The sequence below is a fragment of the Streptomyces harbinensis genome (assembly GCF_900116145.1).
GTDB lineage: Bacteria > Actinomycetota > Actinomycetes > Streptomycetales > Streptomycetaceae > Streptomyces > Streptomyces carpaticus.
The window spans coordinates 77410-97171 of sequence record NZ_FPAB01000007.1 but is presented as its reverse complement, the minus strand read 5'-3'; the positions used below and the strand labels follow the sequence as shown (position 1 = coordinate 97171).

31 protein-coding genes are annotated in these 19762 nt (G+C 70.0%); 3 read left to right on the top strand and 28 right to left on the bottom strand.

Going from position 1 to position 19762, the window contains the following annotated elements:
* Nucleotides 1-43: 43 nt before the first annotated feature.
* The 27 genes from BM385_RS19655 to BM385_RS19525 form a co-directional block, all read right to left on the bottom strand.
* Nucleotides 44-703, bottom strand: coding sequence for an adenylate kinase (locus BM385_RS19655; RefSeq protein WP_019433434.1), 660 nt, complete (start codon nucleotides 701-703; stop codon nucleotides 44-46).
* Nucleotides 703-2025 carry a preprotein translocase subunit SecY gene (gene secY / locus BM385_RS19650; RefSeq protein WP_019433433.1) on the bottom strand — a complete coding sequence of 441 codons (1323 nt, stop codon included), beginning with the start codon at nucleotides 2023-2025 and terminating at the stop codon, nucleotides 703-705. The genes BM385_RS19655 and secY overlap by 1 nt, the downstream gene beginning before the upstream one ends.
* Nucleotides 2026-2238: 213 nt before the next feature.
* Nucleotides 2239-2706, bottom strand: a complete 468-nt coding sequence (gene rplO / locus BM385_RS19645) for a 50S ribosomal protein L15 (RefSeq protein ID WP_019433432.1) — start codon at nucleotides 2704-2706, stop codon at nucleotides 2239-2241.
* A gap of 1 nt (nucleotide 2707) precedes the next feature.
* A complete protein-coding gene (gene rpmD, locus BM385_RS19640; RefSeq protein ID WP_019433431.1) occupies nucleotides 2708-2890 on the bottom strand; it encodes a 50S ribosomal protein L30 in 183 nt (60 codons plus the stop codon).
* Nucleotides 2890-3492 (bottom strand): 30S ribosomal protein S5, encoded by a 603-nt coding sequence (gene rpsE / locus BM385_RS19635; RefSeq protein WP_016473411.1) that lies wholly within the window; start codon nucleotides 3490-3492, stop codon nucleotides 2890-2892. The genes rpmD and rpsE overlap by 1 nt, the downstream gene beginning before the upstream one ends.
* Before the next feature lie 37 nt (nucleotides 3493-3529).
* A complete protein-coding gene (gene rplR, locus BM385_RS19630; RefSeq protein ID WP_093843849.1) occupies nucleotides 3530-3913 on the bottom strand; it encodes a 50S ribosomal protein L18 in 384 nt (127 codons plus the stop codon).
* A 3-nt stretch (nucleotides 3914-3916) separates the two neighbouring features.
* A complete protein-coding gene (gene rplF / locus BM385_RS19625; RefSeq protein WP_019433429.1) occupies nucleotides 3917-4456 on the bottom strand; it encodes a 50S ribosomal protein L6 in 540 nt (179 codons plus the stop codon).
* 19 nt (nucleotides 4457-4475) lie between these two features.
* Nucleotides 4476-4874 (bottom strand): 30S ribosomal protein S8, encoded by a 399-nt coding sequence (gene rpsH / locus BM385_RS19620; RefSeq protein WP_026047368.1) that lies wholly within the window; start codon nucleotides 4872-4874, stop codon nucleotides 4476-4478.
* A gap of 96 nt (nucleotides 4875-4970) precedes the next feature.
* Nucleotides 4971-5156: a type Z 30S ribosomal protein S14 gene (locus BM385_RS19615; protein ID WP_019433427.1), complete on the bottom strand. Its 186-nt coding sequence runs from the start codon at nucleotides 5154-5156 to the stop codon at nucleotides 4971-4973.
* 3 nt (nucleotides 5157-5159) lie between these two features.
* Complete coding sequence (rplE, locus tag BM385_RS19610) at nucleotides 5160-5726, bottom strand: 50S ribosomal protein L5 (RefSeq protein ID WP_019433426.1); 567 nt, start codon at nucleotides 5724-5726, stop codon at nucleotides 5160-5162.
* On the bottom strand, nucleotides 5726-6049 hold the full coding sequence (gene rplX / locus BM385_RS19605) for a 50S ribosomal protein L24 (protein ID WP_019433425.1): 324 nt from the start codon (nucleotides 6047-6049) through the stop codon (nucleotides 5726-5728). Before rplX ends, rplE begins: the two co-directional genes overlap by 1 nt.
* A 3-nt stretch (nucleotides 6050-6052) precedes the next feature.
* Complete coding sequence (gene rplN, locus BM385_RS19600; RefSeq protein WP_019433424.1) at nucleotides 6053-6421, bottom strand: 50S ribosomal protein L14; 369 nt, start codon at nucleotides 6419-6421, stop codon at nucleotides 6053-6055.
* A 2-nt stretch (nucleotides 6422-6423) separates the two neighbouring features.
* On the bottom strand, nucleotides 6424-6720 hold the full coding sequence (gene rpsQ, locus BM385_RS19595; protein ID WP_019433423.1) for a 30S ribosomal protein S17: 297 nt from the start codon (nucleotides 6718-6720) through the stop codon (nucleotides 6424-6426).
* Nucleotides 6720-6956, bottom strand: a complete 237-nt coding sequence (gene rpmC / locus BM385_RS19590; protein WP_019433422.1) for a 50S ribosomal protein L29 — start codon at nucleotides 6954-6956, stop codon at nucleotides 6720-6722. The genes rpsQ and rpmC overlap by 1 nt, the downstream gene beginning before the upstream one ends.
* Nucleotides 6956-7375, bottom strand: a complete 420-nt coding sequence (gene rplP, locus BM385_RS19585; RefSeq protein ID WP_019433421.1) for a 50S ribosomal protein L16 — start codon at nucleotides 7373-7375, stop codon at nucleotides 6956-6958. The genes rpmC and rplP overlap by 1 nt, the downstream gene beginning before the upstream one ends.
* A gap of 5 nt (nucleotides 7376-7380) precedes the next feature.
* Nucleotides 7381-8220, bottom strand: a complete 840-nt coding sequence (gene rpsC, locus BM385_RS19580) for a 30S ribosomal protein S3 (RefSeq protein WP_019433420.1) — start codon at nucleotides 8218-8220, stop codon at nucleotides 7381-7383.
* Nucleotides 8220-8567: a 50S ribosomal protein L22 gene (rplV, locus tag BM385_RS19575; protein ID WP_026047367.1), complete on the bottom strand. Its 348-nt coding sequence runs from the start codon at nucleotides 8565-8567 to the stop codon at nucleotides 8220-8222. Before rplV ends, rpsC begins: the two co-directional genes overlap by 1 nt.
* Nucleotides 8568-8608: 41 nt before the next feature.
* A complete protein-coding gene (rpsS, locus tag BM385_RS19570; RefSeq protein WP_019433418.1) occupies nucleotides 8609-8890 on the bottom strand; it encodes a 30S ribosomal protein S19 in 282 nt (93 codons plus the stop codon).
* A gap of 14 nt (nucleotides 8891-8904) precedes the next feature.
* Entirely contained in the window at nucleotides 8905-9741 is an 837-nt protein-coding gene (gene rplB / locus BM385_RS19565) for a 50S ribosomal protein L2 (protein ID WP_019433417.1), read from the bottom strand.
* A gap of 40 nt (nucleotides 9742-9781) precedes the next feature.
* A complete protein-coding gene (gene rplW, locus BM385_RS19560) occupies nucleotides 9782-10114 on the bottom strand; it encodes a 50S ribosomal protein L23 (protein WP_019433416.1) in 333 nt (110 codons plus the stop codon).
* Nucleotides 10114-10779 (bottom strand): 50S ribosomal protein L4, encoded by a 666-nt coding sequence (gene rplD, locus BM385_RS19555; protein ID WP_019433415.1) that lies wholly within the window; start codon nucleotides 10777-10779, stop codon nucleotides 10114-10116. Before rplD ends, rplW begins: the two co-directional genes overlap by 1 nt.
* Nucleotides 10780-10788: 9 nt before the next feature.
* Nucleotides 10789-11433 (bottom strand): 50S ribosomal protein L3, encoded by a 645-nt coding sequence (gene rplC, locus BM385_RS19550; protein ID WP_019433414.1) that lies wholly within the window; start codon nucleotides 11431-11433, stop codon nucleotides 10789-10791.
* A gap of 14 nt (nucleotides 11434-11447) precedes the next feature.
* Nucleotides 11448-11756 carry a 30S ribosomal protein S10 gene (rpsJ, locus tag BM385_RS19545; protein WP_016473429.1) on the bottom strand — a complete coding sequence of 103 codons (309 nt, stop codon included), beginning with the start codon at nucleotides 11754-11756 and terminating at the stop codon, nucleotides 11448-11450.
* A 344-nt stretch (nucleotides 11757-12100) separates the two neighbouring features.
* Entirely contained in the window at nucleotides 12101-13576 is a 1476-nt protein-coding gene (locus tag BM385_RS19540; RefSeq protein ID WP_093843848.1) for a sodium/solute symporter, read from the bottom strand.
* Nucleotides 13573-13911 (bottom strand): hypothetical protein, encoded by a 339-nt coding sequence (locus BM385_RS19535; RefSeq protein ID WP_019433412.1) that lies wholly within the window; start codon nucleotides 13909-13911, stop codon nucleotides 13573-13575. Before BM385_RS19535 ends, BM385_RS19540 begins: the two co-directional genes overlap by 4 nt.
* Nucleotides 13908-14651: a LytR/AlgR family response regulator transcription factor gene (locus BM385_RS19530; protein ID WP_019433411.1), complete on the bottom strand. Its 744-nt coding sequence runs from the start codon at nucleotides 14649-14651 to the stop codon at nucleotides 13908-13910. The genes BM385_RS19535 and BM385_RS19530 overlap by 4 nt, the downstream gene beginning before the upstream one ends.
* Entirely contained in the window at nucleotides 14648-15667 is a 1020-nt protein-coding gene (locus BM385_RS19525) for a sensor histidine kinase (protein ID WP_202803437.1), read from the bottom strand. Before BM385_RS19525 ends, BM385_RS19530 begins: the two co-directional genes overlap by 4 nt.
* Nucleotides 15668-15857: 190 nt before the next feature.
* On the opposite strand from BM385_RS19525, the gene BM385_RS19520 reads away from it, so the two are divergent.
* From BM385_RS19520 to BM385_RS19510, 3 genes are read left to right on the top strand one after another with little or no spacing between them, the layout of a single operon-like run.
* Nucleotides 15858-16091, top strand: coding sequence for an acyl carrier protein (locus tag BM385_RS19520; protein WP_026047365.1), 234 nt, complete (start codon nucleotides 15858-15860; stop codon nucleotides 16089-16091).
* Nucleotides 16091-17335: a beta-ketoacyl-[acyl-carrier-protein] synthase family protein gene (locus tag BM385_RS19515; protein ID WP_093843847.1), complete on the top strand. Its 1245-nt coding sequence runs from the start codon at nucleotides 16091-16093 to the stop codon at nucleotides 17333-17335. Before BM385_RS19520 ends, BM385_RS19515 begins: the two co-directional genes overlap by 1 nt.
* A 55-nt stretch (nucleotides 17336-17390) precedes the next feature.
* On the top strand, nucleotides 17391-18308 hold the full coding sequence (locus BM385_RS19510) for an alpha/beta fold hydrolase (protein ID WP_019433407.1): 918 nt from the start codon (nucleotides 17391-17393) through the stop codon (nucleotides 18306-18308).
* Nucleotides 18309-18370: 62 nt separating this feature from the next.
* Here BM385_RS19510 and BM385_RS19505 read toward each other — a convergent pair whose 3' ends face one another.
* Nucleotides 18371-19759 (bottom strand): ABC transporter substrate-binding protein, encoded by a 1389-nt coding sequence (locus BM385_RS19505; protein ID WP_175543044.1) that lies wholly within the window; start codon nucleotides 19757-19759, stop codon nucleotides 18371-18373.
* Between the last annotated feature and the right edge of the window lie 3 nt (nucleotides 19760-19762).

Sequence of the window (19762 nt, the reverse complement as noted above, 5' to 3'; positions counted from 1 at the left end):
TGCGGCCGTCACAGCGGCGGGGACACGCCCCGTACGCGCCGCGCTACGCGGCGTCCGCCTCGGGCAGCGCCGACAGCGCGCGCTGCGTGATCTCCGGAACCGGGCCGAGCGCCTGAATGGTCACGACCAGGCCCTGCTCGCGGTAGTAGCCGATGATCGGCTCGGTCTCCTGGTGGTACAGCTCCAGCCGGTGCCGGACCGTGTCCTCCTGGTCGTCACTGCGCTGGTACAGCTCACCGCCGCACTCGTCGCAGACGCCCGGGACGGCCGGCGGCGCGTACTCCACGTGGAAGACGTGCTGGCTGTTCTTGCGGCACATCCGGCGGCCGGCGATCCGCTTGACCACCTCGTCCTCGGGGACCTCCAGGTCGAGCACCGCGGTCAGCTTGTGCCCGTCCTTGCCGAGCAGCTCGTCCAGCGCCTGGGCCTGGGCGATGTTGCGCGGGAAGCCGTCCAGCAGAAAACCGTCCCCGGCGTCCGGCTGCGCGAGCCGGTCCGCCGCCATCGCGATGGTCACCTCGTCCGGGACCAGACCACCCTCGTCCAGGATCTGCTTGACCGCGAGGCCCAGCTCCGTGCCCTGGCTGATGTTGTCCCGGAACAGGTTTCCGGTCGAGATGTGCGGAATACCGAGACGTTCGGCGAGGAGCGCGGCCTGCGTGCCCTTGCCCGCGCCCGGCGGTCCGACGAGGACGATTCGCATCAGCGGAGGAACCCTTCGTAATTGCGCTGGTGGAGCTGGCTCTCGATCTGCCGCACCGTTTCCAGGCCGACACCCACGATGATCAGGATGGATGTGCCACCGAAGGGGAAGTCCTGCTGGGCGTTGAACATCACCAGCGCCACGGTGGGCACCAGCGCGATCAGACCCAGGTACAGCGACCCGGGCCAGGTGATGCGGTTCAGCACATAGCTCAGGTATTCGACCGTGGGTCGGCCAGCCCGGATGCCCGGGATGAAACCACCATACTTCTTCATGTTTTCGGCCACGTCTTCGGGGTTGAAGGTGATGGCCACGTAGAAGAACGCGAAGAAGACGATCAGCAGGAAGTAGGTGATGATGTAGTACGGGTGGTCACCACCGGTGAAGTACCGCTGCACCCAGTCCGCCCAGCCGCCCGCGTCCGTCCCGGCGAACTGCACCAGCAGCTGCGGGATGTAGAGCAGCGAGGAAGCGAAGATCACCGGGATCACACCGGCCTGGTTCACCTTGAGCGGGATGTACGTGGACGTGCCGCCGTACGAGCGCCGGCCGATCATGCGCTTGGCGTACTGCACCGGGATCCGGCGCTGCGCCAGCTCCACGAAGACCACCAGGCCGACCATCGCCAGACCACAGGCCACCACGACGCCGAACTCGATCCAGCCGTCCGCGAGCGAACCGGAGAGCTTGATCTGCCACAGCGCCGACGGGAAGCCGGCCGCGATCGAGGTGAACATCAGCATCGACATGCCGTTGCCGATGCCGCGGTCGGTGATCAGCTCACCCATCCACATGATCAGCGCGGTGGCCGAGGTCAGCGCGATCACCATGAGGACCGTGGTGAAGATCGAGTCGGAGGGGATGATCTCGCCCGCGACCGTGCAGTTCGGGAAGAGCGAGCCGCTGCGGGCGGTGGCCACCAGGCCGGTGGCCTGGAGCACGGCCAGGGCCATCGTCAGATAACGCGTGTACTGGGTGATCTTCGCCTGCCCCGACTGGCCCTCCTTCTTCAGGGCTTCGAGGCGGGGGATCACGACGACAAGCAGCTGCAGAATGATGCTCGCGGTGATGTACGGCATGATGCCGAGCGCGAAGATCGTCAGCTGGAGCAGAGCCCCACCGCTGAACATGTTGACCAGACCGAAGAGCCCGGAGTTGCCTCCGGCCGCCGCCTGGTCCACACACTCCTGGACGTTCTGGAAACTCACACCGGGAACCGGGATGTGCTGCCCGAAGCGGAACAGCACCACGATGCCGAGCGTGAAGAGCAGCTTCTTGCGCAGGTCAGGCGTCCGGAACGCCCGGGCGAACGCGGTGAGCACGGTTCCTCCTGCGCCCCCCGCGGCGCGCGCGAGAGGTGATGGTCTTGAAGGTCAACGGATAGAAAGCTGGGCACGAACTCCGCTGCCCGCCGGGCAGCGGTCGGCCCCGGTTGACGGCAACGCACGCCACCTTACCGGCGGATGCGCCGGGCCGGAACGACTGACCGGGGATGCCTCCTTCAGGCATCCCCGGTCACTCGCACTTCATGCGGCTCAGAGCAGCTCGGTCACGGTGCCGCCGGCCGCGGTGATCTTCTCCTTGGCGGAGCCGGAAACGGCGTCAACCGTCACCGTCAGCGCCACCGAGACGTCACCGGAGCCGAGGACCTTCACCAGCTCGTTCTTCCGCACCGCGCCCTTGGCCACGAGGTCGGCGACGGTCACGTCGCCACCCTCGGGGTACAACTGCGCCAGCTTGTCCAGGTTGACGACCTGGAACTGCTTGTGGTTCGGGTTGTTGAAGCCCTTGAGCTTGGGCAGCCGCATGTGCAGCGGCAGCTGCCCGCCCTCGAAGCCCGCCCGCACCTGGTACCGGGCCTTGGTGCCCTTGGTACCGCGGCCGGCGGTCTTGCCCTTGGACGCCTCACCACGACCCACCCGGATCTTGGCGGTCTTGGCGCCGGGGGCGGGCCGCAGGTGGTGCAGCTTCAGCGGCGCGCCGCTGTTCTCTTCCTGCGCCATGTCAGTCGACCTCCTCGACCTTCACCAGGTGCCGCACCGCGTTGGCCATGCCGCGGATCTCCGGGCGGTCGTCCTTGACGACCACGTCGTTGATCTTCTTCAGACCGAGCGAACGCAGCGAGTCACGGTGATTCTGCTTGCTGCCGATGTAGGACTTGACCTGGGTGATCTTCAGCCGCGCCATCACGCACTCACCCCGGCCCTGGCCCGCAGCAGAGCGGCGGGAGCCACGTCCTCCAGCGGCAGACCACGGCGGGCGGCGATCTCCTCGGGGCGCTGCAGGCCCCGCAGAGCGGCCACCGTGGCGTGCACGATGTTGATGGGGTTCGACGAACCGAGCGACTTGCTCAGCACGTCGTGGATGCCCGCGCACTCCAGGACGGCGCGCACCGGGCCACCGGCGATCACACCGGTACCGGGGGACGCCGGCTTGAGCAGCACGACACCCGCGGCCTCCTCACCCTGGATCGGGTGCGGGATGGTGCCCTGGATACGGGGGACCTTGAAGAAGTGCTTCTTGGCCTCCTCCACACCCTTGGCGATGGCGGCCGGCACCTCCTTGGCCTTGCCGTAACCGACACCCACGGTGCCGTCACCGTCGCCCACCACGACCAGCGCGGTGAAGCTGAAGCGACGACCACCCTTCACAACCTTGGCGACGCGGTTGATCGCGACGACACGCTCGACGTACGCGGTCTTCTCGGCGGCAGCGCCACCGTCCCGACCCTTACGGTCCCGTCGCTCGCCGCCACCGGCGCCGCCACCGCGGCGCTGGGGTCCAGCCATTGGAATTACCTCTCTCGAATCAGTCGACGGAACCGGCTCAGAACTTGAGCCCCGCCTCACGGGCGGCGTCCGCGAGCGCGGCCACGCGCCCGGCGTACTTGTTGCCGCCACGGTCGAAGACCACGGCCTCGATGCCCGCGGCCTTGGCCCGCTCGGCCACCAGGGCGCCGACCTTCTTGGCCTTGTCGCTCTTGTCGCCCTCCTTGCCCCGGATGGAGACATCCAGGGAGGAGGCCGACGCCAGCGTGTGACCCTCGATGTCGTCGATGACCTGGGCCACCATGTGACGGTTCGAGCGGGTCACGACCAGCCGCGGACGCGCGGCGGTGCCGGAGACCTTCTTGCGGATCCGCAGGTGACGCCGCTTGTTCGCCGTACGCTTACGGGCATCGCCCTTGGCGATCTTGATGCCGTATGCCATGGCTTACTTACCAGCCTTTCCGACCTTGCGGCGGATGACCTCGCCCGCGTACTTGACGCCCTTGGCCTTGTACGGGTCGGGCTTGCGCAGCTTGCGGATCTTCGCGGCGACCTCGCCGACCTTCTGCTTGTCGATCCCCTGGACGCTCAGCTTCGTGGGCGAGTCCACCTTGAAGGTGATGCCCTCGGGGGCCTCGACGAGGATCGGGTGGCTGTAGCCGAGGGAGAACTCCAGGTTGGAGCCCTTCGCGGCCACGCGGTAACCGACACCGCTGATTTCGAGGTCCTTGCTGTAACCCTCGGTCACGCCGATGATCAGGTTCGCCACCAGCGTGCGGGACAGGCCGTGCAGGGACTTGTTCCGGTTCTCGTCGTTCGGGCGGGAGACGACGATGGTGCCGTCCTCACTCCGCTCGACGTCGATAGGCGCGGCGACCGTGTGCGAGAGAGAGCCCTTGGGGCCCTTCACCGCGACCGTACGGCCGTCGATGGTGACGTCCACACCGGCGGGAACCTGGATGGGGAGCTTGCCGATACGCGACATGGCTATCCGTTCCCTTCCGTTACCAGACGTAGGCGAGGACTTCCCCACCCACGCCCTTCTTCTGAGCCTGCTGGCCGGTCAGGAGGCCGTTGGACGTGGAGATGATCGCCACGCCGAGGCCGCCCAGCACGCGGGGCAGGTTGGTGGACTTCGCGTAGACCCGCAGGCCCGGCTTCGAGATCCGCTTGATGCCGGCGATCGAACGCTCGCGGTTCGGGCCGTACTTCAGCTCCAGAACGAGGCTCTGGCCGACGGGGGCCTCCTCGGTCTTCCAGCCGGTGATGTAGCCCTCCTGCTGGAGGATCTCCGCGATGTGCGTCTTGATCTTGCTGTGCGGCATCACGACGGTGTCGTGGTACGCCGAGTTCGCGTTCCGCAGACGCGTGAGCATGTCTGCGATCGGGTCGGTCATGGTCATGAGATGGCCTTCGGCCTCTCCCACCGGGGTTTCCCCGGGGCCGCCACCCACCGAAGTGTGGGCAGCGGACCCCGAGGACCTACGGCGTAGTAGTGATTACCAGGAGCTCTTGGTGACGCCCGGCAGCTCGCCGCGGTGCGCCATCTCGCGAAGGCACACGCGGCACAGGCCGAACTTGCGGTACACGGAGTGCGGCCGTCCGCAGCGCTGGCAGCGGGTGTACCCGCGCACCGCGAACTTCGGCTTGCGAGCGGCCTTCTGGATCAGGGCCTTCTTCGCCATGGCTCACGCCTCCTTGAACGGGAAACCGAGGTGACGCAGCAGGGCGCGGCCCTCCTCGTCGGTGGTCGCCGTGGTCACCACGGTGATGTCCATACCACGGACCCGGTCGATCTTGTCCGGGTCGATCTCGTGGAACATGACCTGCTCGGTCAGCCCGAAGGTGTAGTTCCCCCGGCCGTCGAACTGCTTCGGGGACAGGCCCCGGAAGTCGCGGATGCGCGGCAGCGCCAGCGACAGCAGACGGTCGAGGAACTCCCACATCCGGTCGCCGCGCAGCGTGGTGTGCGCGCCGATCGGCTGACCCTCGCGCAGCTTGAACTGCGCGATGGACTTGCGGGCCTTCGTCACGGACGGCTTCTGTCCGGTGATCGTGGCGAGGTCGCGGATGGCGCCCTCGATCAGCTTGGAGTCGCGGGCGGCGTCGCCCACACCCATGTTGACCACGATCTTGGTCAGGCCGGGGATCTGCATGACGTTCTCGTACTTGAACTCGTCGTGCAGCTTGCCGGCGATCTCTTCGCGGTAGCGCGTCTTCAGACGCGGGATCGCGGTGGTGGCAGTGGCAGTCATCAGATGTCCTCACCGGTCCGCCGGGCAACGCGGATCTTGTTGCCCTCGTCGTCGAAGCGGTAACCGACGCGGGTGGTGACCTTCTTGCCGTCCTTCTCCACGACGAGCGCGACATTGCTCACGTGGATCGGGGCTTCGGTCGTCACGATGCCACCGGTCTTCGAACCACGGGCCGTCTGTCCGGCCTTGGTGTGCTTCTTGACCCGGTTGACACCCTCGACCAGGACGCGGTCCTCGCGGGGGAAGGCCACGATGACCTTGCCCTGCTTGCCCTTGTCCTTTCCGGTGATGACCTGGACCAGGTCGCCCTTCTTGATCTTCATCGGTTACAGCACCTCCGGCGCGAGGGAGATGATCTTCATGAACTTCTTCTCGCGCAGCTCACGGCCGACGGGGCCGAAGATACGGGTGCCGCGGGGGTCGCCGTCGTTCTTCAGAATGACGGCGGCGTTCTCGTCGAAGCGGATGTACGAGCCGTCGGGACGACGGCGCTCCTTGACCGCGCGGACGATGACCGCCTTGACGACGTCACCCTTCTTGACGTTGCCACCGGGGATCGCGTCCTTGACGGTGGCGACAATGACGTCCCCGATGCCCGCGTAGCGGCGACCCGAACCACCGAGCACACGGATGCAAAGGATTTCCTTCGCGCCCGTGTTGTCGGCGACGCGCAGTCGCGACTCCTGCTGGATCATGGTTACTTCGCCTTCTCTAGGATCTCGACGACGCGCCACCGCTTGGTGGCGGACAGCGGCCGGGTCTCCATCAGGAGCACGCGGTCACCGATGCCTGCGGCATTCTGCTCGTCGTGCGCCTTGAGCTTGTTGGTCCGGCGGATGATCTTGCCGTAGAGCGCGTGCTTGACGCGGTCCTCAACAGCGACAACGACGGTCTTGTCCATCTTGTCGCTGACGACCAGACCCTCACGGGTCTTCCGCCGGCCGCGCTCCGCCTCGGAGGTCGGGGTCGTCTCAGTCACATTCTTCTCACTCATCAGGCGCTCTCCACCGTCTCCACCGAGACCTCGATGCCCAGCTCGCGCTCACGCATCAGGGTGTAGATCCGGGCGATGTCCTTGCGGACGGCCTTGAGCCGGCTGTTGTTCTCCAGCTGTCCGGTCGCCGACTGGAAGCGGAGCCGGAACAGCTCCTCCTTGGCCTCACGCAGCTTCGCAACGAGTTCCTCGTTGTTCAGCTCGCGCAGCTCCGAAACCTTGGTTCCGGTCGCCATCACGCCTCACCTGCCTCGCGCCGCACGATCCGGCACTTCATCGGAAGCTTGTGAGCAGCGCGGATCAGCGCCTCACGAGCAATCTTCTCGTTGGGGTAGGACAGCTCGAACATCACCCGTCCCGGCTTGACGTTCGCGATCCACCACTCCGGCGAACCCTTACCGGAACCCATGCGGGTCTCGGCGGGCTTCTTGGTCAGCGGACGGTCGGGGTAGATGTTGATCCACACCTTGCCGCCACGCTTGATGTGCCGGGTCATCGAGATACGCGCGGCCTCGATCTGCCGGTTGGTGACGTACGCACCGGTGACGGCCTGGATGCCGTACTCGCCGAATGCGACCTCGGTACCGCCCTTGGCCGCACCCGAGCGCTTCGGGTGGTGCTGCTTGCGGTGCTTGACCCTGCGGGGGATCAGCATGACGGTCAGCCCTCCGTTCCGGTGCTCTCAGCAGCCGGAGCGGCAGCGGCGGGAGCCTCGGCCTTGGGGGCCTCGGCGCCGGCGCTCTGCTGCTGCTGCGGCTTGCGGCCGCGGCCACCGCGCTCACCGCGACCGCCCCGCGCGGGACGGTCACCGGCGCCACCGCGCGAGGGGCGGTTGCCCGCCCGGGCGGCGGCGTTCTCGGCGCGGACCTCGGCGATGTTCTTGACGTCGCCCTTGTAGATCCAGACCTTCACACCGATGCGGCCGAAGGTGGTGCGGGCCTCGAAGAAGCCGTAGTCCACGTTCGCGCGCAGGGTGTGCAGCGGAACCCGGCCCTCGCGGTAGAACTCGGAGCGGGACATCTCGGCGCCGCCGAGACGGCCACCGCACTGGATCTTGATGCCCTTGGCGCCGGCCTTCATGGTGCTCTGCATCGACTTGCGCATCGCACGGCGGAAGGAGACGCGGGAGGACAGCTGCTCGGCGACCGCCTGGGCCACCAGCTGGGCGTCCAGCTCGGGGTTCTTGACCTCGAGGATGTTGAACTGGATCTGCTTGCCGGTCAGCTTCTCCAGGTTGCCGCGCAGCCGGTCCGCCTCGGCGCCGCGGCGGCCGATGACGATGCCCGGGCGGGCGGTGTGGACGTCGACGCGGACCCGGTCACGGGTGCGCTCGATCTCCACCTTGGAGATGCCGGCCCGCTCCATGCCCTGGGTGAGCATGCGGCGGATGGCCACGTCTTCCTTGACGTAGTCCTTGTAGAGCTTGTCGGCGTACCAGCGCGACTTGAAGTCGGTCGTGACGCCGAGGCGGAACCCGTGCGGGTTTACCTTCTGGCCCATTACCGGGTCCCTTCCTTGCTGCTGACGACCACGGTGATGTGGCTGGTCCGCTTACGGATCCGGTAGGCACGGCCCTGGGCACGCGGCTGGAACCGCTTCAGGGTCGGACCCTCGTCGACGTACGCCTCGGAGACGTACAGACTGTCGATGTCCGTGTGGTCGTAGTTGTGCGCGGCGTTGGCGATGGCGCTGTCCAGCACCTTCCCCACCGGCACGCTCGCGGCCTGCGGCGCGAAGCGCAGGACCGCCTGAGCCTCCGCGGCGTTCAGCCCACGGATGAGGTCCACCACGCGGCGGGCCTTCATGGGCGTGACGCGGATGTGCCGCGCACGGGCCCTGGCTTCCATGGTTGTCCCTTCGGTGTCGGTCATGGTCATTCACACCCGCCTCAGCGGCGGCGCGACTTCCGGTCGTCCTTGACGTGGCCCCGGAAGGTGCGCGTCGGCGCGAACTCGCCGAGCTTGTGGCCGACCATCGACTCGGTGACGAACACCGGGACGTGCTTGCGGCCGTCGTGCACCGCGATGGTGTGCCCCAGCATGGCCGGGATGATCATCGAGCGGCGAGACCAGGTCTTGATGACGTTCTTGGTGCCGGCTTCGTTCTGTGCGTCCACCTTCTTGATCAGGTGGTCGTCGACGAAGGGCCCCTTCTTGAGACTGCGTGGCATGTTCTCGCCGGCTCCTAGCGCTTCTTGTTCGTCTTGCGGCGGCGGACGATGTACTTGTTGCTGGCCTTCTTCGGCGAGCGCGTACGACCTTCCTTCTTGCCCCAGGGCGAAACCGGGTGGCGGCCACCCGAGGTCCGGCCCTCACCACCACCGTGCGGGTGGTCGACGGGGTTCATCACCACACCGCGGACGGTCGGGCGAACGCCCTTCCAGCGCATACGGCCGGCCTTGCCCCAGTTGATGTTCGACTGCTCGGCATTGCCGACCTCGCCGATGGTGGCGCGGCAGCGGATGTCGACCAGCCGGATCTCACCGGACGGCATCCGGAGGTGGGCCATGCGGCCCTCCTTCGCCAGGAGCTGCACGGAGGCACCGGCGGAGCGGGCGAACTTGGCGCCGCCGCCGGGCTGGAGCTCGATGGCGTGGATGACCGTACCGACCGGGATGTTGCGCAGCGGCAGGTTGTTGCCCGGCTTGATGTCGGCGCCGGGGCCGTTCTCGATCCGGTCACCCTGCTTCAGGTGGGCCGGGGCGATGATGTACCGCTTCTCGCCGTCCGCGTAGTGCAGGAGGGCGATACGCGCGGTGCGGTTGGGGTCGTACTCGATGTGCGCGACCTTGGCCGGCACACCGTCCTTGTCGTGCCGCCGGAAGTCGATCAGGCGGTAGGCACGCTTGTGGCCACCACCCTGGTGGCGGACGGTCACACGACCGGCGTTGTTACGGCCGCCCTTGCTGTGCAGCGGGCGGACCAGCGACTTCTCCGGCGTGGACCGCGTGATCTCGACGAAGTCGGCGACACTGGCGCCACGACGGCCCGGAGTCGTCGGCTTGTACTTGCGGATTCCCATTTCTCAGTCCTCGTCCGATATCGGACGACTCGACCTCCGTTTAGGAGACCGGGCCGCCGAAGATGTCGATGCTGTCGCCCTCGGCGAGGGTCACGATGGCGCGCTTGGTGTTCGCGCGCTTGCCGTAACCGGTGCGGGTGCGCTTGCGCTTGCCCTGCCGGTTGATCGTGTTGACCCCGGTGACCTTGACCGAGAAGACCTCTTCGACGGCCTGCTTGATCTGGGTCTTGTTGGCGCGCGGGTCGACGATGAACGTGTACTTGTTCTCGTCGAGGAGCGCGTAGCTCTTCTCCGACACCACGGGCTTGATCAGGAGGTCACGGGGGTCCGAGAACTCCTTGCTGCTGACCGGGGCGGCGATCGCGTCGCTCATCAGGCGTCGCTCCCTTCGAGCTGCTTGTCGAACGTCACCTTGGCCTCGCCGGCCACGAAACGGTCGAAGGCGGCCTTGGTGAAGACGACATCGTCGGAGTCGACCACGTCGTACGTGTTCAGCTGACCCGGGTCCAGGATGTGCACCTGGGGCAGGTTGCGGGCGGACAGCCAGCCGGCCTCGTCCGAGCGCTCCACGACGAGCAGGACCTTCTTGCGGTCGCTGATCTTGCCGAGCAGGGTCTTGACCGCCTTGGTGGAGATCAGCCCCTCGGCCACCACGTCGGTGACGACGTGGATGCGCTCGTGGCGGGCCCGGTCGGTGAGGGCACCGCGCAGGGCGGCGGCCTTCATCTTCTTCGGGGTCCGCTGGCTGTAGTCACGCGGCACGGGGCCGTGGACGACGCCACCGCCGGCGAACTGCGGCGCGCGGGTCGAGCCCTGGCGGGCGCGGCCGGTGCCCTTCTGGCGGTACGGCTTCTTGCCACCGCCGCGGACCTCGCCGCGCGTCTTGGTCTTGTGCGTACCCTGTCGGGCCGCGGCCTGCTGGGCGATGACGACCTGGTGGATCAGCGGAATGCTGACCTTGGCGTCGAAGATCTCCGCGGGGAGCTCGACGGTACCGGTCTTCTCGCCGGCGGGCGAAAGAATGTCAACGGTGCTCATTGGTTACCCTCAGGCCCCCTTGGCCGCGGTGCGGACCAGGACGAGGCCGCCGTTCGGACCGGGAACCGCGCCCTTGATGAGCAGCAGACCCTTCTCCGCGTCAACGGCGTGGACGGTCAGGTTCTGGGTGGTGACCCGCTCGTTGCCCATCCGGCCCGCCATGCGCAGGCCCTTGAAGACACGGCCCGGGGTGGCGCAGCCACCGATGGAGCCGGGCGAGCGGTGCTTGCGCTGCGTACCGTGCGAGGCGCCGAGACCGCCGAAGCCATGACGCTTCATGACACCGGCGAAGCCCTTGCCCTTGCTCTTGCCGGTCACGTCGACCTTGACACCGGAGTCGAACGCCTCGGCCGTGATCTCCTGGCCCAGGGTGTACTCGCTGGCGTCGGCGGTCCGCAGCTCGACCAGGTGGCGGCGCGGGGTGACATCGGCCTTGGCGAAGTGGCCCTTGAGGGGGCGGTTCACCTTGCGCGGGTCGATCTCGCCGAACGCGATCTGGACGGCCTCGTAGCCGTCCTTGTCGTTGGTGCGCACCTGGGTGACGATGCAGGGTCCGGCCTTGACGACGGTCACTGGGACGACACGGTTGTTCTCGTCCCAGACCTGGGTCATGCCGAGCTTCTCGCCCAGGACACCCTTGATCTGCTTGGTCATCTCTCCCGCGCCTCTCAGAGCTTGATCTCGATGTCGACGCCGGCCGGAAGGTCCAGGCGCATCAGCGAGTCAACGGTCTTGGGGGTCGGGTCGAGGATGTCGATCAGACGCTTGTGGGTGCGCATCTCGAAGTGCTCGCGCGAGTCCTTGTACTTGTGCGGCGACTTGATGACGCAGTACACGTTCTTCTCAGTGGGCAGCGGCACCGGGCCCGCGACCGACGCACCCGTGCGGGTCACCGTCTCGACGATCTTCTTCGCCGAGTTGTCGATGACCTCGTGGTCGTAGGCCTTGAGCCGGATGCGGATCTTCTGTCCCGCCATGGCTACTTCGTAGTCCTGTCTCTTCGTTTAACGCCCTGGAACCTGGCTTCCGCGGCCCCCGGCTCCGACCCACGCGGTCGGGCGTGTCGCGCTCCTCGCGGGGATCGCCCCCGAAGGTTTCTCCGGGGCGGAGGGTGGGGATGACTTCCACCAGGCGCCTGGCTCGGATCCCCGCCCACGCTTCCCGGAAGATCCCGGTATTTCCGCACCTCAACAGGCGCGACGAATACAGTGGGACTCGCTTCCGGTCCTCCCGGCGGGAGGCGCGCGGCATCGGCTCCGGGCCGAGCAACCTGCTCAGTGTGCCATACCGGACACTCCCCTCGCCAATCGCGCGGGGTCGCTCAGCCGTCCCCGGCCGCGCGCTGTGGTATGTGCAGCCGCAGCAGGGCACGTTCGGCCCACTCCGGCGGCCGGGTCAGCAGCGAGACCCCGGCCATCACCGCGAACGCCAGCGGTACGGTCCAGGCCGCCGGCTGCGCCAGCAGCACCGTCAGCCACCCCGGATGCGGCCCGGTGACCACCGAGGCCAGCGCCGCGCCGGTGGCCGCGCACACCCCCGCGATCAGCCCGGCGGCGGCGCCGGGCACGGTGAGCCCGCGCCACCATATCCCCAGCACCAGCAGCGGGCAGAAGGTGGAGGCGGCCACCGCGAACGCCCAGCCCACCAGCACATTGATGTCCACCCGCTCCGCCGGCAGCGACAGCCCCACCGCCACCAGCGCCCCGGCCGCCACCGCCAGCCGCAGCCGGGGCACCGAGGACCGCGACAGATCGTGCGAGAGCCCGCCGGCCAGCGCCAGCAGCAGCCCGGAGGAGGTGGACAGGAACGCCGCGAACGCGCCCGCCGCCACCAGCGCGGTGAGCACCGCGCCCCACACCCCCGGCACCATCGCGCCCGGCAGCACCACGGTCACCTGGTCGGTGTGCCCCTCGGTGATCAGCCCGGGCGCGAACACCCGCCCCAGCAGCCCGTACACGGCGGGGAAGAGATAGAAGAGGCCCAGCAGCACGATCACCCACACCGCCACCCGGCGCGCGATCCGCGCGGTGGCGCTGGTGTGGAACCGCATGATCACATGCGGCAGTCCGACCGCCCCGAGCGTGGTGGCCAGCAGCACGGACCAGGTCGCCAGCAGCGGCTGCCCCGAACCGTGCAGGTCGAGCAGCGGCCGCGACCACGCCCCGGCGTCCACCCGCAGCACCAGCTCCCGGCCCTCGCCCCCGGCCCGTACCAGCAGCACCAGGGCCGGCACCGCGATGAAGATCAGCTTCACCACGTAGTGGAACGCCTGCACATAGGTGGCAGCCCGCATCCCGCCCACCGCGATCGAGGAGCTGACCACCGCCCCCGCCAGCACCACCCCCACCCAGTACGGCGTCCCGCTCACCAGGTGCAGCACCACGCCCGCGCCCTTGAACTGCGGGATCAGATACAGCCACATGATCACCAGCACGATCACCGCGCACAGCTTCCGCACGGCCCGCGACCCCAGCCGGTAGTCGGCGAAGTCCGGCACGGTGTACGCGCCCGAGCGCCGCATCGGCCCGGCCACCAGCGCGGCCACCGCCACGTACCCGGCGGTGAAGCCGACCGCCCACCACAGCGAGCCGACCCCGTTCTTCAGCATCAGCCCGGCCAGGCCCAGCACCGAGGCGGCCGAGACGTACTCGCCGGCGATCGCCATGGCGTTCCAGCCCGGGCTGATCTGCTGGGAGGCGACCAGGAAGTCCGGGGTGCTGCGGGCCGCCCGCACCCCGTACACGCCGATGATCACACTGGAGCCGAGGAGCAGGCCGATGGCCAGCAGCGAGGTCACGGCGCGCGGTCCTCGTTCCGCTCGGCCGCCCGGACGTGACACACCGCGATCACCAGCAGCAGCGGGTAGCTGCCGACCATCAGCACCACCCAGGACAGCGGCGCCGGCAGCAGCCACAGCAGTCCGCTGAGCCCGAGCAGCAGCCCGCCCAGCAGGCCCAGGGTGCGGGCGGCGAGCCGCCGCTGCCGGCGGAACAGCGCGCGGGCCGCCTCGGTGTCCGCGCCGGAGTCCGGGGAGGGCAGCGGCAGCAGATGCTGGGCGGGCCGGTGCCGCCGGGCGAGCGCGACCCGGGTCTGCGGGCTGGTGACGCGCACCCGCCCGCCCGCACCGCTCATCCCTGCTCCCGGACCGCGGCCAGCAGCCGCTCCTTCAGCGCGCGGGCGTGCCGGCGGCTGACCGGGACGTCCCCGGCCGGGGTGTGGGCCAGCAGGCCGGAGGACGAGCCGGCCCGCAGATCGCGCACCCACCGGATGGCGACCAGATAGCCCCGGTGCACCCGGACGAACCCGGCAGGCCCCCACACCGTCTCCAGATGGGACAGCGCCTGCCGGATCAGATGGACGCCGGCCCCGGTGTGCAGCCGTACGTAGTCGCCGTGCGCCTCGACGAAGTACACGTCGTCGCGCCGCACGAAGAAGATGTGCCGGCCGGTGTCGATGCGCACCACGGCCAGCTCGTCGGCGACCGGCTCGGGCCGGCGCGCGGCCCGGACGCGGGCGACGGCCTCGGCGAGCCGCTCGTCGCGCACGGGCTTGAGCAGATAGTCGACCGCGCCCATGTCCCTGGCCGCGTCCCGGTGCGCCTCGGAGGCGGTGACGAAGACGATGGCGGGCGGCTCGGAGAGCATCCCCAGCACCCGGCCCACCTCCACCCCGCTGAGCCCCGGCATGGAGACGTCGAGGAAAACGGCGTCGAAGGCGTCGGTGCCCAGCAGCCGCACCGCGGCCTCGCCGCTCTCGGCCGCGCGCACGGCGCGCACCTCCCCGGCCGCGCCCAGCAGGGTGGCCAGCTCCTCGCGGGTGGCGGACTCGTCCTCCACCACCAGGACCCGCAGCCCCTCCCTCCGCCCGCTCATCCGGCCACCACCCCGCGCCGGAACCGGGGCACCCGGATGACGACCTTGGTGCCGCTGCCGGGGGCGGTCTCGATGACCAGGCCGTACTCGGCGCCGTAGACGGCGCGCAGCCGGCGGTCGACGTTGGCGAGCCCGACGCTGCGGGTGGGCGGGCCGGTCCCGGCCAGCACCCCCTGGGCGAACTCCGGATCCATGCCCATCCCGTCGTCCTCCACCTCGATGACGCACAGCGGTCCCTCGCCGAAGCCGGAGACGGAGATGCTGCCCTTGCCGGTCTTGGGTTCCAGGCCGTGCCGTACCGCGTTCTCCACCAGCGGCTGGATGACCAGGAACGGGATGGCGACGGCGAGGATGTCGGGCGCCATCCGCACCATGAGTTCCATCCGGTCGTCGAAGCGGGCCCGCTGGAGCTCCAGATAGGTCTGGACGGCCTGGAGTTCGTCGGCGACGGTGGCGTAGTCGCCGCGCGAGGCGAAGCTGTAGCGCAGATAGTCGGCGAAGTCGTGCAGCAGTTCCCTGGCCCGCTCCGGCTCGGTGCGGATCCGGGCGCCGATGACGGCCAGGGCGTTGTGCAGGAAGTGCGGGGAGATCTGGGCGCGCAGGGTCCGCAGGTCGGCCTGGGCGATCCGGCCCCGGGCGCGGCCGAGCGCGGCGTGGTCGAGGGAGCGCGCCACCAGCGCGCCGACCGGGACGAGCGCCTCTTCGGGGCCGCCGCGCATCACCAGCGCTCCGCACAGTTCGCCGGCCACCAGCAGCGGTACGGCCGCCCACGGGCCGCGCTGGACGGGGCCGCCCTGTTCGTACGCCAGGGCCAGTACCTCCCGGACCCCCTCCCCCACCGGTCCGGCCGAGGCCACCGGGCCGTCGAGGTCGGTGAGCACCACCACCTCGGCGCCCAGCAGCGCGCGCAGCCGGCGCACCGCCCGGCCGGTGCCGCGCCCGTACAGGCCGTCCCGCAGCGCCGCGTCGACGCCCCGTACCCCCTCCAGCACCCGCACGACATCGTTCCCCCTCACCCCCCGCCCCCACCCGCGCCCTCGCACCATGGCCCGCACGCTAACCCAGGGGTGTACGCGTGCTGAAGGCTTGTGCGCCGCTCTTTCTCCGCTCCCGGGAGGGCCGGTGGGGGGACTGGTGCGTTTCCATGTCGCGGCCCGCTCGTTGAACCGTCGTATGCAGCACCCACTGCGGACGCGGGAGAGCCTCTTGATCGCAACAGATGTGGTGAACCAGCTGCTCGTGCAGCGTTTCGGGGTCGCCGCGTCCCGGGTCGAGGACGGGGCGCCGCTCGGCTCGCTCGGCCTGGACTCGCTGGCCCTGGAGGAGTTGCGGCTGCTGATCGAGGACCGGCTGGACATCGATCTGGACGCGGTGGAGCTGACCCCGCGCGACACCGTGGGGAGACTGGTCACGGTGGTCGGCCGGGAGGTCGTGACCTGATGCCGGGCCGGCAGCCGTTCGCAGCGGCGGTCACGGGGCTCGGTCTTGTCACCGCGGCCGGTACCGGGGTGAAGGCCACCTGGCACGCGGTGGCGGGCGGTGGCAGGCCGGAGGGGGTGCGCCGCCATCCGGAGCTGGCGGAGCTGCCCTGCGATTTCATGTACACGGCGGCCGGGCTCGATCCGGCCGCCGAGCTGGGGGCGGCGGCGGCCCGGCTGATGGACCGGTTCTCGCAGCTGGCGGTGCTCGCCGCGCGCGAGGCGGTCGCGGACGCCGGCCTCGATCCGGCCGCCTGGGACGGCTCCCGGGTCGCGGTGGTGATCGGCTCGGCGCACGGCGGGCTGCCGTTCTACGACGAGCAGCACGCGGTGCTGGCCGAGCGGGGCCCGCGCCGGGTGTCGCCCAAGCTGGCGCCGCTGACCGTGGTCAACGGCGCCGCCTCCAGCGTGTGCGGGGATCTGGGCGCTCTCGGGCCCAGTCTGGCGGTGTCCACCGCCTGTTCCTCGGGCACGGTGGCGCTGGGCACCGCGCATCAGCTGCTGCGCTCGGGTGCCTGCGACCTCGTGGTGGCCGGCGGCGCGGAGTCGGTGCTGTCCCGGCTGCTGATCGCCAGCGCCTGCCGGCTCAAGGCGGTCTCCACCCGGCGCGAGGACCCGGCGACGGCCTGCCGCCCCTTCGACGCCGGGCGGGACGGGTTCGTGGTGGGCGAGGGCGCCGGGCTGCTGGTGCTGGAGCGCCCCGAGCACGCCCGGGCGCGCGGTGCCACCCCCCGCGCGGTGATCCGGGGGTACGGCGCGTCGAGCGACGCCGCTTCGATGGTGGCGCCGGACCCGGAGGGCGCGGGCATCGAGCGGGCGCTGCGGGCGGCGCTCGCGGACGCGCAGGTGGCGGGCGCCGAGGTGGACCATGTGAACGCCCACGGCACCTCCACCGTGCTGAACGATCTGATCGAGGGCCGGGCGCTGGTCCGGGTGCTGGGCGAGGGGCCGCTGGTGACCTCGACGAAGGCCGTCACCGGGCACACGCTCGGCGCGGCGGGCGGCATCGAGACGGCGCTCACCGTGCTGGCCCTGGAGGAGCAGACGGTTCCGCCGACGGTCAATCTGACGACGCCCGACCCGCAGCTGCCGGCCGGGCTCGATCTGGTGCGCGGGGCGGCCCGCCGGGCCCGGCTGCGGTGCGCGGTGAAGACCTCGCTCGGGTTCGGTGGGCACAACGCGGCGCTCGTCCTCACCCGTGACTGATCCGCGCGCCGCCGCCCGTTCCGCGCCGTCCCTGCCCTGCCGAGAGGAAGGCCCCATGTCCGACGAGGTGATCCGGTCCCTGACGGTGAGCGGCGTCCCGTACTCCTACCGGCTGCTGCGGCACCGCGGCCCGGGGCCGGCGCGCACGGAGCCGGTGCTGGTCATCGGCGGGGCGCTGCAGGGGATGGGCGGCTGGCAGCAACTGGAGGCGGCGCTGGGTCCGTTCGCCGACGTGGTGACCACGGATCTGCCGGGCATGGGCGGGGCCGGGCCGCTGCCGCCGGGGCCGAGCCATGGCCTGCTGGGCCGGGCGCTGGAGGGCATCCTGGACGATCTGGGGTGCGCGCGGGTCAATGTCTTCGGCTTCTCCTACGGGGCCGGTCTCGCCCACGGCCTGGTGCGCCGCTCTCCGCACCGGGTGGCCCGGGCGGTGCTGGGCGGGGTGCCGGTGGAGATCTCCGACGGGCTGCTGCGGGCGGGTCTCGATGCCGAGCGGCTGCTGGCGCGGGGCGAGGCGGAGGCGTTCGCCGAGCACATCGCGGCGATGCTGCTGTGCCTGGACGAGCGCCGCCATGTCACCCGGCGGGCGCTGGCCTACCGGTACGTACGCCGGGCGCTGTTGCACACGGCCCGGCACTCCCCGCATCTGGGGGATTCGGTGCGCCGGGCGCTGACCGAGCGGGCGGACTTCTCCGGCGGGCCCACCGGGGTGCCGACGCTGGTGTTCAGCGGGGAGCACGACACGGTGACCTCCGCCGGGCGGCAGCGGCTGTTCGCCGAGCGGATCGGGGCGCGGCACTTCCTCACCGTCCCGGACACCGACCACTGGGTGGTGCTGGAGCGGGCCCGGGAGACCGCCGATCTGGCGGCCCGGTTCTTCACCGACCGGTCGCCGGCCGGCGCGCCGTGCCTGCGGCCGGTGGCCCGCGATCCGGAGCCGGCCGGGCTCGGCGCGGCGGCCGGCGTCCGCTGACGACGGCGCGTGGCCGCCTCCGCGGTACGGGGGCGGCCACGCGCGTGCGGGCGGTGCGGGGGTCAGCCGACCGAGGCGTTGTACTCCTCGATCTTGCGGCTGACCTTGTCGGTGCCGGCGCTCAGCGCGTCGGCCGCCGTGGTGTCGGTGACCAGGGCCGCTTCCCAGGCTTCCTCGGCCGCCACCCGGGCCTCGGACATGACGCCCATCATGCAGCCGGCGGTGTTGATGTTGGTCTCGGAGTTCGCCAGCTGGTCGGCGGCGACCGAGAACTGCGGGTACTCGGCGGCCCGTTCACTGGCCTCCGGGCCGTTGTAGCCCTCGGTGTTGACCGACAGGTAGCCGGTGCCGGCGTGCCACTTCGACTGGGCGGCGGGGGTCAGCAGGAACTGCACGAACTCCCAGGAGGCGCGGGTCTCGGCGTCGCTGTGCCCGGCGCCGTTGATCCACAGCGAGGCGCCGCCGATGATCGAGCCGGCCGGGTCGTCCGCGTGGATGAGCGGGAAGTAGCCGGCGCCGACCTCGAAGCCGGACTGTTCCAGGAAGCCGCCCATGGCGCCGGTGGACTCCAGGGTCATCGCGGCCCGGCCGGCGGTGAAGGCGGCCTGCGCGTCGTCGGTGCCCCGGCCGAGCGGCGCGGCGAGTTCGTCGTCGATCATGCCCTGCCACCACTCGACCAGTTCGACCACGTTCGGGTCGTCGAAGAGGACCTCGGTGGCCCGGCCCTCGCGGCCGTTGCCGCTGTCGCAGTAGGGGACGGCGGCCCGGGCCATGAACTGCTCGATGAACCAGCCGTAGACGGCGGCGCCGAATCCGTACCGCTCGACCTGGCCGTTGGCGCCCCGGACGGTGAGGGCTTCGGCGTACTCCCGGATCCCGGCCAGGTCCTTCGGCGGCTGCTCCGGGTCCAGGCCGGCCTCCTCGAAGGCGTCCTTGTTGATGTACATGAGCGGGGTGGAGTTGTTGAACGGGAAGGACCGCAGCTCGCCGTCGACGGTGAAGTAGTTGAGCAGCGCGTCCTCGATCGGGCCGGTGTCGTAGCCGTCCTTGTCGACGAACGACTGGGCCGGCACGGTCTGCCCGGAGTCGATCATGAACTGGGTGCCCAGGTCGTAGATCTGCACGATGTTGGCGGTGTTGCCCTGCTGGATGGCCGCGCGGTGCTGGGCCAGGGTGGTGTCGTAGTCGCCCTGGAAGGAGCCGGTGACCTTGATCCGGCCCTCGTGCTCGGCGTTGAACTCGTCGATCAGGCCGTTGAGTACCTGGCCGTTGGTGCTGTCCATGCTGTGCCAGAACTCGACCTGCACGGTGCTGTCCAGGTCCTCCAGGGCCTCGGGGCCCGGGGCGCTCAGCGAGCCGCCGCCCTCGCTGTCGCCGCCGCAGGCGGTGATGCTCAGACACAGGGCCGCGGCCCCGGCCACCAGTGCGGTACGGGTACGGGTTCTTCTCATGAT